Origin of the sequence: Bradyrhizobium sp. Ghvi, from assembly GCF_900115265.1 — a bacterium.
GTDB lineage: Bacteria > Pseudomonadota > Alphaproteobacteria > Rhizobiales > Xanthobacteraceae > Bradyrhizobium.
In genome coordinates this window covers 229707-243231 of sequence record NZ_FOVU01000005.1, presented here as the reverse complement: position 1 = coordinate 243231, position 13525 = coordinate 229707, and the positions used below count along the sequence as shown (strand labels likewise).

Below are 13525 nucleotides of genomic sequence, written 5' to 3'. Positions count from 1 at the left end.
CCGGTTCATCGGCCTGACGTCTGAAACGGGCCGAGCTCGATCGCCGGGGTCGGCCGTCATGGAACGGCTGCCAAACCCTTTGCTGGCGTGATCTGTCCCCAGATCCGGTCCGCCCTGCGCCAACGCCTGCCTCCGGCGGTTGGCACGGGCCATCCGATCGTGTACGGCACGCAAAAAGCTCAGGGGATGGGACGCTGATGAGTGCCAGTGAAGAGGCGGGACATGGCACCCGCACGCTGATCTTCGCGCTGGTCGCGCTCGCCTGCGGGCACATGCTGTCGACCTTGCTGCGCACCATCCCGGCGCTCAGCCTCGACCTGATGGCAGCTGATTTCCGCATTGACCCGCAGGCGCTGGCGAGCCTCACCTCGGTCTATCATTTCGCCTTTGCGGCCTCGCAAATCCCGGTCGGCGCGGCGATGGACCGCTTTGGCGTGCGGCCGGTGTCGCTCAGCCTGCTCGCGGGCACCGTGATCGGCGCGATCGCCTCGGGCTTTGCGACGGGGCCTTCGAGCTTTGCCTTCGGGCAGCTGCTGCTCGGAATTGCCACCTCGGGCATGCTGATGTGCCCGATGACGCTGGCGGCCAAGCAATTGTCGGCGGCGCGCTTCGGTCTGTGGTCGGGCGCGATCCTGTCGATCGGCAATATCGGCATGCTGCTGTCCGCGAGCCCGCTAGCCTTCGTGGTCGACACGTACGGCTGGCGCGCCGGATTCTGGATCGCCGCAACAGGCGGCGTCGTGGTGGCGCTCGCGGTGTTCGCGCTGGTGCCGAACCAGCCGGCCGAGCACAAGGACGACTCCTCGCCGCTATCGCAGATGATCGAGGTGCTCAGGCTCGGGCTGTCGCGCCCCTTGCGCGGGCTCATCGCGCTGGCGCTGGTGTCGCTCGCGACCTCGCTGGTGCTGCGTGGGCTGTGGGGCGGACCGTGGCTGATGCAGATCAAGGGACTGACGCGGGTCGAGGCCGGCAACCAGCTCGGCGCCTATACGCTGGCGATGATCGCAGGCCCCCTTTGCATGGGCATGATCGATCGCAGGATCGGCCGCCGCAGGGAGCTCGTGGCCGGCGCGCACACGCTGGCGGCGCTGCTGGTGATGCTGATGGCGTTGGGAGCGCCGCATTATGCGGTCGCATGGCTGTTCGGCGTACCGGTCATGCCGCCGCAATATGACCTGACGCTGTTCGTGCTGATCGGGCTCGCCTCCTCGGCCCAGCCGCTGCTGTTCGGCATGTGCCGGCAGCTGGTCGACGCGCAAGTCGCGGGCAAGGCGCTCGCGGCGGTGAACCTCGCCTTCTTCCTCGGCACCGCCTTGATGCAGTCGCTCACCGGCGCGGTCGCGGCGGTCGCAGGATTGCCGGCCGTGCTGCTGTTCATGGCGGCGGCGCTGGTTGCGGGGGTGGTGATCTTTTTGACTTACACCTCGTCGACTTCGTAGGGTGGGTTAGATTAGCCTTGCGACTGCGCGACGCGCAGTTCGTTGGGCGTAACCCACCCTACGAATCCGCGCATCAAAGGAATGCCCATGCCCGTCGACACCAAGGCCGCCACCGACCGTCTCATGCGCTTTCTCTCCGTCGAGGGCGTCACCGGGCAGGAGGCGGCGATCGGGCGCGAGCTCGCTGCCGCGCTGAAGCAGGTCGGCGTGCCTGATAAGGCGATCCGGCTCGACGATGCCAACGCGCGCATCCCCGTGCCGACCGAAACCGGCAACCTCATCGTCGACCTGCCCGGCCGCGGCGCGCTGCACAACCAGCCGCGCATCATGTTCATGACCCACATGGACACCGTGCCGCTCTGCGCCGGCGCCAAGCCGAAGAAATCCGGTCGCAAGATCGTCAACGAGGCCAAGACCGCGCTCGGCGGCGACAACAGATGCGGCTGCGGCGTGCTGGTGACGCTGGCGGCCGAGCTGGAAAAGCAGAAGCTCGATCATCCCCCGATCACGCTCTTGTTCTGCGTGCGCGAGGAAAGCGGGCTCTATGGGGCGCGCCACGTCAAGCTGGACGAGCTGGGCTCGCCCGTGATGGCCTTCAACTATGATGGCGGCTCGGCCTCCAACGTGGTGATCGGCGCTGTCGGCGCCGACCGCTGGACCGTCGAGATTTTCGGCCGCGCCTCGCATGCCGGCGTGGCGCCGGAACGCGGCATCTCCGCGACCATGATCATGGCGCTCGCGCTGGCCGAGGTGAAGGCCGGCGGCTGGTTCGGCAAGGTGGTGAAAGGCAAGGGCGCGAGCGCGCGGATGGGCACCAGCAATGTCGGCCCGGTCACCGGCGGCGAAGGCCGGCCCCCGGGCGATGCCACCAACGTCGTCACCGACTACGTGCATGTGCGCGGCGAATGTCGCAGCCATGACGGAAAGTTCTTCAAGGAGATCACGAAAGCCTACAAGGCCGCGTTCGAGAAGGCGGCGAAGAAAGTCACGAACGCGCAAGGCAAGTCCGGCAAGGTCAAGTTCAAGGCCGAGACCGACTATTATCCGTTCCGCATGAAGGAGAACCTGCCCGTCGTGAAGCGCGCGATCGAGGCCGTGTCCGCCGTCGGCGGCACGCCGAACGTGCGCGCTGCCAATGGCGGCCTGGATGCCAACTGGATGGTCCGCCACGGCATTCCGACCGTGACGTTCGGTGCCGGCCAGAACGAGGCGCACACGGTCGACGAGTGGATCAATCTCGACGAATACGATCGGGCGTGTGCACTTGCACTACAGCTCGCGACGATGAGGTCGTAGAGTGGGTTAGCCCTGCAGATGCGCGAAGTGCATCTGCAGGGCGTAACCCACCCTACGAAACACCAAAAAGAAAACATAGGGAGGTCCCATGCCAAACATCGCAACAATCGAATCCGCCCTGTACCGGATTCCCCTCCCCGTCACGCTCTCCGACTCCACCCATGGCGACATGTCGGCGTTCGAGTTGATCACCTGCCGCATCCGCGACGCCGACGGCGCCGAAGGCGTCGGCTACACCTACACGGTCGGGCGCAACGGCGGCGCCGTCGCCGACATCCTCAAGCGCGAGATTCCGCCGCTGGTCGAGGGACGCGAGGCCGACGATACCGAAGCGATCTGGCACCATGTCTGGTGGGGCCTGCATTATGGCGGCCGCGGCGGCCCTTCGGTGCTCGCGCTGTCCGCGCTCGATATCGCGCTGTGGGACCTGAAGGCGCGGCGCGCCAAATTGCCGCTGTTTCGGCTGCTCGGCGGCTTCGATGCGCACGTGCCGTGCTATGCCGGCGGCATCGACCTCGATCTCTCGGTCGATGCGCTGGTGAAGCAGACCGACGGCAACCTCGCCAAAGGTTTTCGCGCCATCAAGATGAAGGTCGGCCGGCCCGATCTGAAATCCGACGTCGCACGGGTCGCGGCGATGCGACAGCATCTCGGCGACGGCTTTCCGCTGATGGCGGATGCCAACATGAAATGGACGGTGGAGGAAGCCATCCGCGGCGCCCGCGCGTTCGCGCCCTACGATCTGACCTGGCTGGAAGAGCCGATCATTCCCGACGATGTCGCCGGCCACGTCCGCATCATGCAAGCCGGCGGTGTGCCGATCGCGGCGGGCGAGAATTTGCGCTCGCTGTGGGAGTTCAAGAACTACATCGCATCGGGTGCGGTATCCTATCCCGAGCCTGACGTCACCAATTGCGGCGGCGTCAGCGCCTTCATGAAGATCGCCCGGCTGGCCGAAGCCTTCAACCTGCCCGTCACCAGCCACGGCGCCCACGACATCACCGTGCACCTGCTCGCGGCCTGCCCGAACCGCTCCTATCTGGAGGCGCACGGCTTCGGGCTGGACACATACATCGAGCATCCGCTGGTGCTGGAAGACGGCAAGGCGCTGGCGCCGGACCGCCCGGGCCACGGCATCAGCTTCGACTGGAAGGGGCTGGCGAAGCTTTCGCCTTAGGGCTCCGTCAAGCCCGGCCATGACGATGCGGCTGCACGCGAGGCATTCCCTGAGGCGGGATGCACGCCGCGGACAATCCGCTATGGTAGCCGCAGCCATCACCATCAGAGAGAGTCGCGCCTTGACCCCTGAGCTGCACAAGAAACTGACCGCGTGGCGGCAGCATCTGCATGCCCATCCCGAACTGTCGCTGCAGGAGAAGGCGACCGCCGCCTTCGTGCAGGAGCGGCTCACCGAGCTCGGCATTCCCTTCGAAGCCGGTATCGGCGGTCACGGCGTAGTCGCGACGCTGACGCGCGGATCGGCACGAGCGCGCGTCGGCCTGCGCGCCGACATGGACGCGCTGCCGATCACCGAGGATACCGGACTCAGCTACGCTTCGAAAACGCCTGGCGTGATGCACGCCTGCGGGCATGACGGGCACACCGCCGCGCTGCTCGGTGCCGCCGCGCTGCTCGCCGCGGACACCAGTTGGAGCGGCACCGTCGATTTCATCTTCCAGCCGGCCGAGGAAGGTTTCGGCGGCTCGCGCGCGATGGTCGCGGCCGGGCTGTTCGAGCGCTTCCCGATGGACCGGGTGTTCGGCTTCCACAACTGGCCGGGCCTGGAGGCCGGTACCATCGCGGTCCATGACGACGTGGTGATGGCATCAGGCGGACGCGTCACCATCACCATCGAGGGCCATGCGGGGCATGCCGGCATGCCGCACCTCACGCGCGATCCCGTGATGGCGGCCGGTCATCTGATCGTGGCGATGCAAGCAATCGTGTCGCGCAGCGTCGATCCGCTCGATACCGCCGTGCTCTCGCTCTGCACGATCGAGGGCGGCACCGCGCCCAATCAAGTCGCGGGCAAGGTCGTGATCCGCGGCACCTTGCGGCATCACCGCAACGAGGTGAAGGACATCATCCTCAAGCGGCTCGGCGAGATCTGCGCCGGCATCGCCACGAGCTTCGACGTCAAGGTGACCCCCGACATCGTCATGGGCGTCGGCGTCGTCGTCAACTCGCCTGATGAAGCCGGCTTCGCGCGCATGGCCGCGGACCGGTTGCGCGCGCCCGTGCGGCGCGATCTCGCACCCAGCATGGCCGGCGAGGATTTCGCCTTCTATCTCCAGCATCGGCCCGGCGCGTTCGTCTGGATCGGCAACGGGCCCCTGCGCGATGGCGCCGAGCTGCACGGCCCGCGCTACGATTTCAACGACGCCATCCTGCCGGTCGCATCGGGCTGGATGGCCGAGGTCGCCAAGACGGCGCTGTCGGCGAACTGACCGGCGCAACACCGCGGAGGGGTCCGGGCCTGACGGCCCGGCCCGATGCGTCTCTGCAACCCTCTGGACGGTCTGCAGCAATGCCGGCGCGCGGCAGGTGCGCTTGACGCATCGCGCCCGAGCAGGTCTAATAGTAATTAACAACAATTGTTCGCATTCCGAACATTATGCCGTCGGGCAAAAAGCGGGCTCACAACACCGCGCCCCGCGCCACCAGAGGAAACGTCAGAGATGCAAGCCCTGCTCAACGGCGAAAGCACGCTCATCGTCACGATGATCGTCGCCTATATCGCATTCACCTCATGGCTCACGTACAAGCTGCGCAGCCGCACCAGCGATCAGTTCATGACCGCCTCCCGCGCGATGCCGGCCGTCGTGGTCGGCGTGCTCATGATGAGCGAATTCGTCGGCGCCAAATCGACCGTCGGCACGGCGCAGGAGGCGTTTCAATCCGGCATGGCCGCCGGATGGGCCGTGCTCGGCGCCTCGATCGGCTTTTTGCTGTTCGGCCTCTTGATGGTGAAGAAGCTCTACAATTCCGGCGAATACACCATCTCGGCGGCGATCGCGCAGAGATACGGCAAGTCGACCATGCTCACCGTGTCGGTGATCATGATCTATGCGCTGCTGCTGGTGAATGTCGGCAACTATGTCAGCGGTGCCGCCGCCATCGCCACCGCGCTGCATGTCAGCCTGCCGGTTGCGATGTGCATCATCGCCGTGGTCTCGACCTTCTATTACGTGTTCGGCGGATTGAAGGGCGTCGCCTGGGTGACGATCCTGCATAGCGCCTTCAAGGTCGTCGGCGTCATCATCATCTTCGCGGTCGCGATGTCGCTGACCGGCGGCATCGCGCCGATGCAGGCCAAGCTTCCGGCCTATTATTTCAGCTGGGACGGCAAGATCGGCTTTGCGACCATCTTCGCCTGGACCTTCGGCACCGTCGGCGCCATCTTCTCGACGCAGTTCATCGTCCAGGCCATCGCCTCGACGCCGAGCGCCGATGACGCCCGCAAGGCGACCTTCTATGCCGCTGCGTTCTGCCTCCCGCTCGGCTTCCTGCTCGCCTTGATCGGCGTCGCCGCCAAGTTCCTCTATCCCGATATGAAGAGCCTCTACGCATTGCCGGTTTTCCTGGAGAAGATGCCGCCGCTGGCCTCCGCCTTCGTGACGACCTCGCTGGTCGCCTCGATCTTCGTCAGCGTCTGCACCGTCGCGCTCGCGATCGCTTCGCTCGTGGTACGCGACTTCTACGTGCCCTATTGGAAGCCGACGCCCGAGCGCGAGCTGAAGATGACTCGCGTGTTCTCGGTTCTGATCGCGATCGTGCCGCTGGTCTTCGTGTTCTTCATTCCGGAGATCCTGAAACTGTCGTTCTTCACCCGCGCGCTGCGCCTGTCGATCACGATGGTGGCGATGCTCGGCTTCTATCTGCCGCTGTTCGCCAGCAACCGCGGCGCCACCGCCGGCCTGATCGGCGCCGCCGTCTCGACCACGGTCTGGTACCTGCTCGGCAATCCCTTCGGTATCGACAACATGTACGTCGCCGCCCTGACGCCGCTGGTGGTGATGGCGATCGAGCGCCTGGTGCTGGGCCCTGCTCCCGCCGCGCCGCAGGCCGCGCAACCCAATGCATTCGTTGAAAGGACTTCGACATGACCATCGGTACCGAGGTCGTGACCACCGACATCGAGATCGCCGCCGACGGCGCCGTTCGCCCGGCAGCCGGCGATCCCGATAGGTTCGACGCCTTCATTCCCTCGCCTTGCGTGCAGAACCACGCTGCCAACCTGATGCCGCTCGCGGGTGGGGATCTCGCCTGCGTCTGGTTCGGCGGCACGCAGGAGGGCATGTCCGATATCTCGGTGTATTTCTCGCGGCTTCCGCGCGGTGCGACTGAGTGGTCAGCGGCCGAAAAACTGTCCGACGATTCCACCCGCTCCGAGCAGAACCCGGTGCTGTTCCCTGCCCCCGACGGCACGCTGTGGCTGATGTGGACGGCACAGCTCGCCGGCAACCAGGACACGGCGCTGATCCGCCGCCGCCTCTCGCGCGACGACGGCAGGAGCTGGGGCCCGATCGAGACGCTGTTTCCCGAGCAGCGCGGCCGCGGCACCTTCATCCGTCAGCCGATCGTCGTGCTCGACAATGGCGACTGGCTGCTGCCGGTGTTCTATTGCCACAGCACGCCGGGCAAGAAATGGAACGGCGACGAGGACACCAGCGCGGTCAAGATCTCGTCCGACGCGGGCGCCACTTGGCGCGATGTCGATGTCCCCGGCAGCCGCGGCTGCGTGCACATGTGCATCGAACGCCTCGACGACGGCTCGCTGATTGCGGTGTATCGCAGCCGCTGGGCCGACAACATCTATCAGAGCCGCTCGACCGATCACGGCCGAACGTGGTCGGCGCCCGTGGCGACCGCGCTACCCAACAACAACTCCTCGATCCAGCTGACGCGGCTCGGCAACGGCCACCTCGCACTGGTCTTCAACGATTCCAGCGCCAGGGATGCCACCGGACGCAGGCTTTCGCTCTATGACGAGATCGAGGACGACCTTCCGCCCGTGCTTGCCGGCGACGACGGACAATCGGACGGACGAACCGCCTTCTGGGGCGCGCCGCGAGCGCCGATGACGCTGGCGATCTCGGCTAACGGCGGACGAACATGGGCCAAGCGCGACGTCGAGACCGGCGACGGCTATTGCATGACCAACAATTCGCGCGACCAGACCAATCGCGAGCTGTCCTACCCCTCCGTCAAGCAGACCGCCGACGGCGCGATCCACATGGCCTTCACCTTCCACCGCCGCGCCATCAAATATGTGCGTGTGAGCGAGCCGTGGGTGACGCGAGGCTGAGGCATGGACAAGCAGCCACACGCTCTCGTCACGGGCGCCAGTTCGGGCATCGGCGCTGCGATCGTCGAGCGGCTGTTGCGTGATGGCTGGCGCGTCACCGGCATCAGCCGCCGGCCTGTGACCTTCGACCACCCGGCGTTCGTGCATTTGCCGCTCGATCTGGCCAATGTCGATGCGATTGCGACCGCAGTCGCCGATCTCGCCCCGACTGCGCTGGTCCATGCGGCCGGCCTGCTGAAAGTCGCTCCGCTCGGATCGCTCGACCATGACGACGGCGCCACGATGTGGCGTCTGCATGTCGACGTCGCCGCGCGTCTCGCCGACGCATTGGCGCCGCGCCTGGCGCAAGGCGGCCGCATCATCTTCATCGGCAGCCGCACCGCATCGGGCGCCGCGGGGCGCGGTCAATATGCCGCGACCAAAGCGGCGCTGGTCGCGCTGGCGCGGTCCTGGGCGAGCGAGCTCGCGCCCCGCGGTATCACGGTGAATGTCGTCGCACCGGCCGCGACCGAGACGCCGATGCTGAAAGATCCGACGCGCACCGCTGTCGCGCCAAAACTGCCACCGATCGGCCGCTTCATTCAGCCGGAGGAAGTCGCCGCCGCGGTGGCCTTCCTGCTCTCACCGGACGCCGCCGCCATCACGGGACAGCAACTGGTGATCTGCGGCGGCAGCTCGCTTTGAGCTTGGACCTTTGTGAAGGTGAGCTTGCTCCAACCTCTCCCCAGCGGGGAGAGGTCGGAATTTGCGAGAGCAAATTCCGGGTGAGGGGCCGCAGCATCCGGTGAGGTCGTAACCCCTCACCCGGATCGCATCTTACGATGCGATCCGACCTCTCCCTGCGGGAGAGGTGTCCCCTTGGCTCGCATCGATTCAACCGAAGCTCACCGTGCTTTAGCTGAGGGCTGGCGGCGGACTTAGCTCTGCGGGCTGATCGAACCGGGCGATCCGCTTGTCCAGACGCCATAGCTCGATGCGGTGGACCAGCACGAGAGCGGCGGCCTGGCGCTTGGCGTCCTCGTCGTCACCGCAAACGAGATTGATGCAGCCGAATACATGGCCGTCGGGATCGATCTGGAAGGCGCGGTAGTGCTTGACGGATTGCATCAGGACCCGCCGTGTCGTCTGTAGCCCGGCGCACTCAGCAAATCGGTCAGGTTGGAGGCCACCTCGTTCTGCTTGGCGCGCCTCAGCAGAGTTTCGCGCTCCTTGCCGGGCGGCATCCCGCGAGCGCGCTCCCTGGCGAAATCAGCTGATGTCATCAGCCGCTCCTGGAGCGATTGCGTCTGTTTCCTTCGATTACGTTTGGCCGTCATCAGATACCTACGAACTGACTGTCGAAACCGCTGGCCCGGCGGGGAATTTAGTGCCGGGGCCTTTTTCTGCCGGACGAATGAAGCGAGCCGGCAACGTTCGTAGCTTCCGGCGCGACGGGAGTTCCGGCATTTTCATAGGTTAACTGGCGAGGGCAAATGATCAAATGATCGCGATTCCGTGCTGTCTTCCCCTACCCCCGGCAAGGATCATCGGCAGCAAAGCCGCGACTCGATGCGCGCGCACTCTTGATCACCCCCCCCCCGTAGAGTTGCAGATATCCCGGCGAGAACAGCGCCGCACTCTTGAGTGCATCCAGATCGGGGATCGTGAGCATCCGTTCCCGCAGCGTGATCAACCCGGCTGCCCTCAGCTCCTGGATCGTGCGGTTGAGGTGGACGACGGAAAGCCCGGTCGCGTCGGCCAGGTCCATCTGGGTCACCGGAAAGTTGCATGAGGCGCCATCGACCAGACCGACCGGGCGAAGCCGCTCGTAAATCTCGCAGAACAGGTGAGCGACCTTCTCCAGGGCGGCGCGCCGTCCCAGGTTGATGGCCCATTCGCGCTGAATCGCACTGTTGAGCACCGTTTCGCACAGGAACGCTTCGGCGAGCGTGCGATCGCTTGCCATGAGCTTTTCGAAGCGGGGGCGCTTGATCTCGGCGTAGGCAACCGGCGTTGCCGTCGTGATCGAATGGTCGATGGTGGGCAGGAGATAAGCGTATGCGTCACAGGTCTCGCCGGGGAGGATGAAGTTGACGATCTGTCGCCGGCCATCCTCGAGCGTCTTGTGACGGAACAGCCAACCCGAGAGCACGATTCGGACGCCGTCGACCGAATCGCCTTCCACAACCAGATCTTCCCCGGGACCGGCCCGGAACAGGCCTTCGAGAATGGCTTGCTCGAGGGCCGCAACGGCTTCCTCGGACAAAGGCCGCAACAGGTTGAAGCGGCGTACGACCGCCTGTGCCAGACCTCCCTCTTTGCTCTGGGCGCGCATCAGCCGTCCATCGAAGGCGTGTGAAAGGTTCGCTTGGTCAAGGGAATTGCAATCTCGCAGTGAAACCCTGAGAGGTTGAAGGACAACGTCGTGTGACCCTTGAGGTCAAACGCCAAAGTCCGCTCCAGAAGCTCCGAGCCAAAGCCCTTCCGCGTCGGCTCCGCGACAGGCGGCCCGCCCCGCTCGCGCCAGTCGAACAGCAGTTGCGGCGGATCGGCGGATTCATCGATGCGCCAGGAGATTTCGAGGCGGCCCGAGGGATGCCCGAGCGCGCCGTATTTGAGCGAATTCGTCGCCAGCTCATGGATCGCGAGCGCAAAGGTCTCGGCCGCCTTGGGCTGGAAGCGCACCACGGGGCCGGACACGCGCATCTGCTCGCCCTCGCGGGCGTTGTAGGCGAGCAGTTCCTCCACGACGAGGTATTCGAGATCGACGCCGCCTTCCGGATCGCGCGTCACCAGCGCCTGGGTTCGCGCAAAGGCGTTCAGGCGGCCGTCCAGATGCGCCGAATATTCCTCGACGGTAGAGCTCGTCTCGGCCGAACGGCGGGCGATCGACCTGACGACGCCGAGCGTGTTGCGCACGCGGTGCTGAAGCTCTGCAAGCAGCAGCCGTTGCCGTTCCTCCGCACGCGTGATCGCGGTGACGTCGATGAAGGTGATGACCACGCCGGCGATGAAATTGTCGATGCTGCGATACGGCAGGATGCGCACGATGTAGCGCGTGCCGCTGTCAGGCGCGGTCAGCTCGCGCTCGGCGCTGGCGAGGGTGCGCAGCACGCGCCGGATTTCGTCATAGAGCTCCTCGATCGGGATCCGCGCCTTGATGTGCGCAATGGGGCGCCCGGTATCGGTCTCGACCAGATGCAGGATCTGGGTGATCGCCGGCGTGAAGTTCATCACGCGCAGGTCGTTGTCCAGGAACACGGTTGCAATCTGCGTGCTCTCGAGGAAATTCTTCAGGTCGCTGGTGGCGCGCGTCAGCTCCTGGACGCGATGCGCCAGCTCGCCGTTCACGGTGGTCAGCTCCTCGTTGACCGACTGCAATTCCTCGCGCGAGGTTTCCAGCTCTTCATTGGCCGATTGCAACTCTTCGTTGAGGGACTGGTACTCCTCGTTCGAGGATTTCAGCTCCTCGTTGGTGCTTTCGAGCTCCTCGATCGTGGCCTGCAGCCGCTCGCGCGTCGCGCGCAAATCGCTTTCGAGCCGCTCGACATGCTCGGTTCGCACCAGGCTGCCTGGATTGCTGTCGCTTGCTTCCGGCCCGCGCGCCGGACTGTCCTTGAACAGGACGACAAAATTGCGATGGGCGTTCGCACCCTCCTGGATCGGCTCCACGGTGATGTCGACGAGCACCCGATGACCATTGACGCCGAGCTGGATCTGGTCGGCGTGGGCGGGCTCGCTGGTTTCGGCCGCGCGGCTGAGCGCCGTACGTAATTCCAGACGGAGGTCGCGGTGCACGAGCTGAAGCAGGTCGAGCGAAGCGGCCCCCGCCGTCGGCTCGATATAGCGTCCGGTGCGGCCGGAGAAATGGAGGATCTGGAAATTGTCGTCCGTGATCACATAGGCCGGCGCATAACGCTCGGCGATCCGCTGCGCGCGGCGCTCCAACCCGACGTCGGGCCCGAACGAACGAACCGGCGGCAGCTCGACCGGAACACGGCCCGCCGAGGTCGAGATCGGGAATTCCGGCGGCAGCCGCGTGCCCGTATCCAGCTTCTTGAAAATGCGCGCACGGCGGTCGACCGGCGCGAACAGCTTGGGATGCCGCGTCACGTTCTCGGAATTGCCGAGGAACAGATAGCGCTCCGGCAGCAGGGCAAAATGAAACAGCGGGATGACGCGGTTCTGAAGCTCGGCGTTCAGATAGATGAGCAGATTGCGGCAGGAGACCAGATCGAGTTTCGAGAACGGCGCGTCCTTGATCACGTTGTGCTGGGAGAAAATACACATCTCCCTGAGCTCCTTGACCACGCAATAGGTATCGCCTTCACGGACGAACCAGCGCGCCAGGCGCTCGGCAGTCATGTCCTGCTCGATATTGGTGCGGTAGCGACCGACGCGCGCGGCCGCGAGCGCCCTTCCATCGATGTCGGTCGCGAAGATCTGAACCTGCGGGGCGGAATCCATCCTCGCCATATGCTCCCGCAGCAGAATGCCGATCGAATAGGCTTCCTCGCCGGTCGCGCAGCCGAGCACCCAGACTCGAACCTGCTGCCCCATTGCCTTGTTCTCGAAGATCTTCGGAATGATCTGGCTCTCGAGCACCTCGAATTCGCGCTTGTCGCGAAAGAACTCGGTGACGCCGATCAGGAGATCGTTGAAGAGATGCTGGGCCTCGTCCTTGTCGTTCCTGAGGAAGTCGACATAGGAGGTGATCTCCTCGATCTGCACCACCTGCATGCGTCGCTGCACGCGGCGCAGGAAAGTATTCTGCTTGTAGCCGTGGAAATCGTTGCCGGTCTTGTTGCGCAGGATGTCGGCAATCCGCGACAGCGAGGTCGCGGCGGCCGCCAGCACCTCGTCAAAACCCTGTTTCTCCTCCAGACGCCGCAGATGGCGTGCATAGACCTGGATATGTTCGGGAATGTCCTCGGGCGCCAGCACGTAGTCGGCGATGGCGGCCGGCTTGCTGCTGTCGATCAGATGCTCGGCATCCTCTTCGCCAAGCTTTTCAGCGATTGCGAGACCGCCATGATCCTTCAAGGTGGCTGCACCCAACGTGCCATCGCCGTCGGTCCCGCTCAGCAGCACGCCGATCGATTGCTCGGCGCGCTCTTCCGCCAGCGACACCAGGAAGCTGTCGATCGTCGCCCGCTCGCCGGGCCCCTGCTCCGCCTTCCGGACCGCGAGGCGACCGCCCTGGATGGTGGTGATCATGGCCATAGGGCTCAGGTAGATCGTTCCACCGTCGAGCGTCATCCCGTCGGTGACCTCGGAGAGTCCGGCTCCCTCCGCACGCTGGATGATCGCCTTCAGCCGCTCGTCGGAGAGCGCCTCACGATTCTGAAGCACGAGCACGACCGCCTGGTCGTCGCCGAGCGCCAGCTTGCCGAAGAAGCGCTCGATGCTGTCGATCGCGCCGGCCGAGGCACCTACGCCAATGACCAACGGGGCCTTGATCTGACGCTCCCCAGCACCCGGCGCTTTGCCGACTTCATCCATA

11 protein-coding genes are annotated in these 13525 nt (G+C 65.2%); 7 read left to right on the top strand and 4 right to left on the bottom strand.

From position 1 onward, the window contains the following. Positions 1-197: 197 nt before the first annotated feature. From BM374_RS20450 to BM374_RS20420, 7 genes are all read left to right on the top strand, one after another. Positions 198-1439, top strand: a complete 1242-nt coding sequence (locus BM374_RS20450) for an MFS transporter (protein ID WP_092295531.1) — start codon at positions 198-200, stop codon at positions 1437-1439. A gap of 87 nt (positions 1440-1526) precedes the next feature. Continuing rightward, positions 1527-2735 carry a M20/M25/M40 family metallo-hydrolase gene (locus BM374_RS20445; protein ID WP_092295528.1) on the top strand — a complete coding sequence of 403 codons (1209 nt, stop codon included), beginning with the start codon at positions 1527-1529 and terminating at the stop codon, positions 2733-2735. Positions 2736-2823: 88 nt separating this feature from the next. After that, positions 2824-3912 (top strand): mandelate racemase/muconate lactonizing enzyme family protein, encoded by a 1089-nt coding sequence (locus BM374_RS20440; RefSeq protein ID WP_092295525.1) that lies wholly within the window; start codon positions 2824-2826, stop codon positions 3910-3912. 121 nt (positions 3913-4033) lie between these two features. Further along, positions 4034-5182, top strand: a complete 1149-nt coding sequence (locus BM374_RS20435; RefSeq protein WP_177248426.1) for an amidohydrolase — start codon at positions 4034-4036, stop codon at positions 5180-5182. Between the two features lie 231 nt (positions 5183-5413). Next, positions 5414-6841, top strand: coding sequence for a sodium:solute symporter family protein (locus BM374_RS20430; RefSeq protein ID WP_092295520.1), 1428 nt, complete (start codon positions 5414-5416; stop codon positions 6839-6841). Continuing rightward, the gene (locus tag BM374_RS20425) at positions 6838-8043 is read left to right on the top strand and encodes a sialidase family protein (protein ID WP_092295517.1); all 1206 of its coding nucleotides are present in this window, start codon (positions 6838-6840) and stop codon (positions 8041-8043) included. Before BM374_RS20430 ends, BM374_RS20425 begins: the two co-directional genes overlap by 4 nt. A gap of 3 nt (positions 8044-8046) precedes the next feature. Continuing rightward, positions 8047-8727 carry an SDR family NAD(P)-dependent oxidoreductase gene (locus tag BM374_RS20420; RefSeq protein ID WP_092295514.1) on the top strand — a complete coding sequence of 227 codons (681 nt, stop codon included), beginning with the start codon at positions 8047-8049 and terminating at the stop codon, positions 8725-8727. A 210-nt stretch (positions 8728-8937) separates the two neighbouring features. On the opposite strand, the gene BM374_RS20415 is transcribed toward BM374_RS20420, so the two are convergent. From BM374_RS20415 to BM374_RS20400, 4 genes are all read right to left on the bottom strand, one after another. Beyond that, complete coding sequence (locus tag BM374_RS20415; protein WP_092295511.1) at positions 8938-9150, bottom strand: hypothetical protein; 213 nt, start codon at positions 9148-9150, stop codon at positions 8938-8940. Beyond that, on the bottom strand, positions 9150-9305 hold the full coding sequence (locus BM374_RS20410) for a hypothetical protein (protein ID WP_502689451.1): 156 nt from the start codon (positions 9303-9305) through the stop codon (positions 9150-9152). Before BM374_RS20410 ends, BM374_RS20415 begins: the two co-directional genes overlap by 1 nt. 245 nt (positions 9306-9550) lie before the next feature. Next, a complete protein-coding gene (locus BM374_RS20405) occupies positions 9551-10357 on the bottom strand; it encodes a Crp/Fnr family transcriptional regulator (protein WP_092295504.1) in 807 nt (268 codons plus the stop codon). Next, the gene (locus BM374_RS20400) at positions 10357-13524 is read right to left on the bottom strand and encodes a CheR family methyltransferase (protein ID WP_092295501.1); all 3168 of its coding nucleotides are present in this window, start codon (positions 13522-13524) and stop codon (positions 10357-10359) included. Before BM374_RS20400 ends, BM374_RS20405 begins: the two co-directional genes overlap by 1 nt. Between the last annotated feature and the right edge of the window lies 1 nt (position 13525).

What these genes read in the sequence shown, in the direction of transcription:
- BM374_RS20445 (WP_092295528.1), top strand. Translation starts at nt 1,527, where the DNA reads ATGCCCGTCGACACCAAGGCCGCCACCGACCGTCTCATGCGCTTTCTC.
- BM374_RS20405 (WP_092295504.1), bottom strand. Translation starts at nt 10,357, where the DNA reads ATGCGCGCCCAGAGCAAAGAGGGAGGTCTGGCACAGGCGGTCGTACGC.
- BM374_RS20450 (WP_092295531.1), top strand. Translation starts at nt 198, where the DNA reads ATGAGTGCCAGTGAAGAGGCGGGACATGGCACCCGCACGCTGATCTTC.
- BM374_RS20400 (WP_092295501.1), bottom strand. Translation starts at nt 13,524, where the DNA reads ATGGATGAAGTCGGCAAAGCGCCGGGTGCTGGGGAGCGTCAGATCAAG.
- BM374_RS20415 (WP_092295511.1), bottom strand. Translation starts at nt 9,150, where the DNA reads ATGCAATCCGTCAAGCACTACCGCGCCTTCCAGATCGATCCCGACGGC.
- BM374_RS20420 (WP_092295514.1), top strand. Translation starts at nt 8,047, where the DNA reads ATGGACAAGCAGCCACACGCTCTCGTCACGGGCGCCAGTTCGGGCATC.
- BM374_RS20425 (WP_092295517.1), top strand. Translation starts at nt 6,838, where the DNA reads ATGACCATCGGTACCGAGGTCGTGACCACCGACATCGAGATCGCCGCC.
- BM374_RS20410 (WP_502689451.1), bottom strand. Translation starts at nt 9,305, where the DNA reads ATGACATCAGCTGATTTCGCCAGGGAGCGCGCTCGCGGGATGCCGCCC.
- BM374_RS20440 (WP_092295525.1), top strand. Translation starts at nt 2,824, where the DNA reads ATGCCAAACATCGCAACAATCGAATCCGCCCTGTACCGGATTCCCCTC.
- BM374_RS20430 (WP_092295520.1), top strand. Translation starts at nt 5,414, where the DNA reads ATGCAAGCCCTGCTCAACGGCGAAAGCACGCTCATCGTCACGATGATC.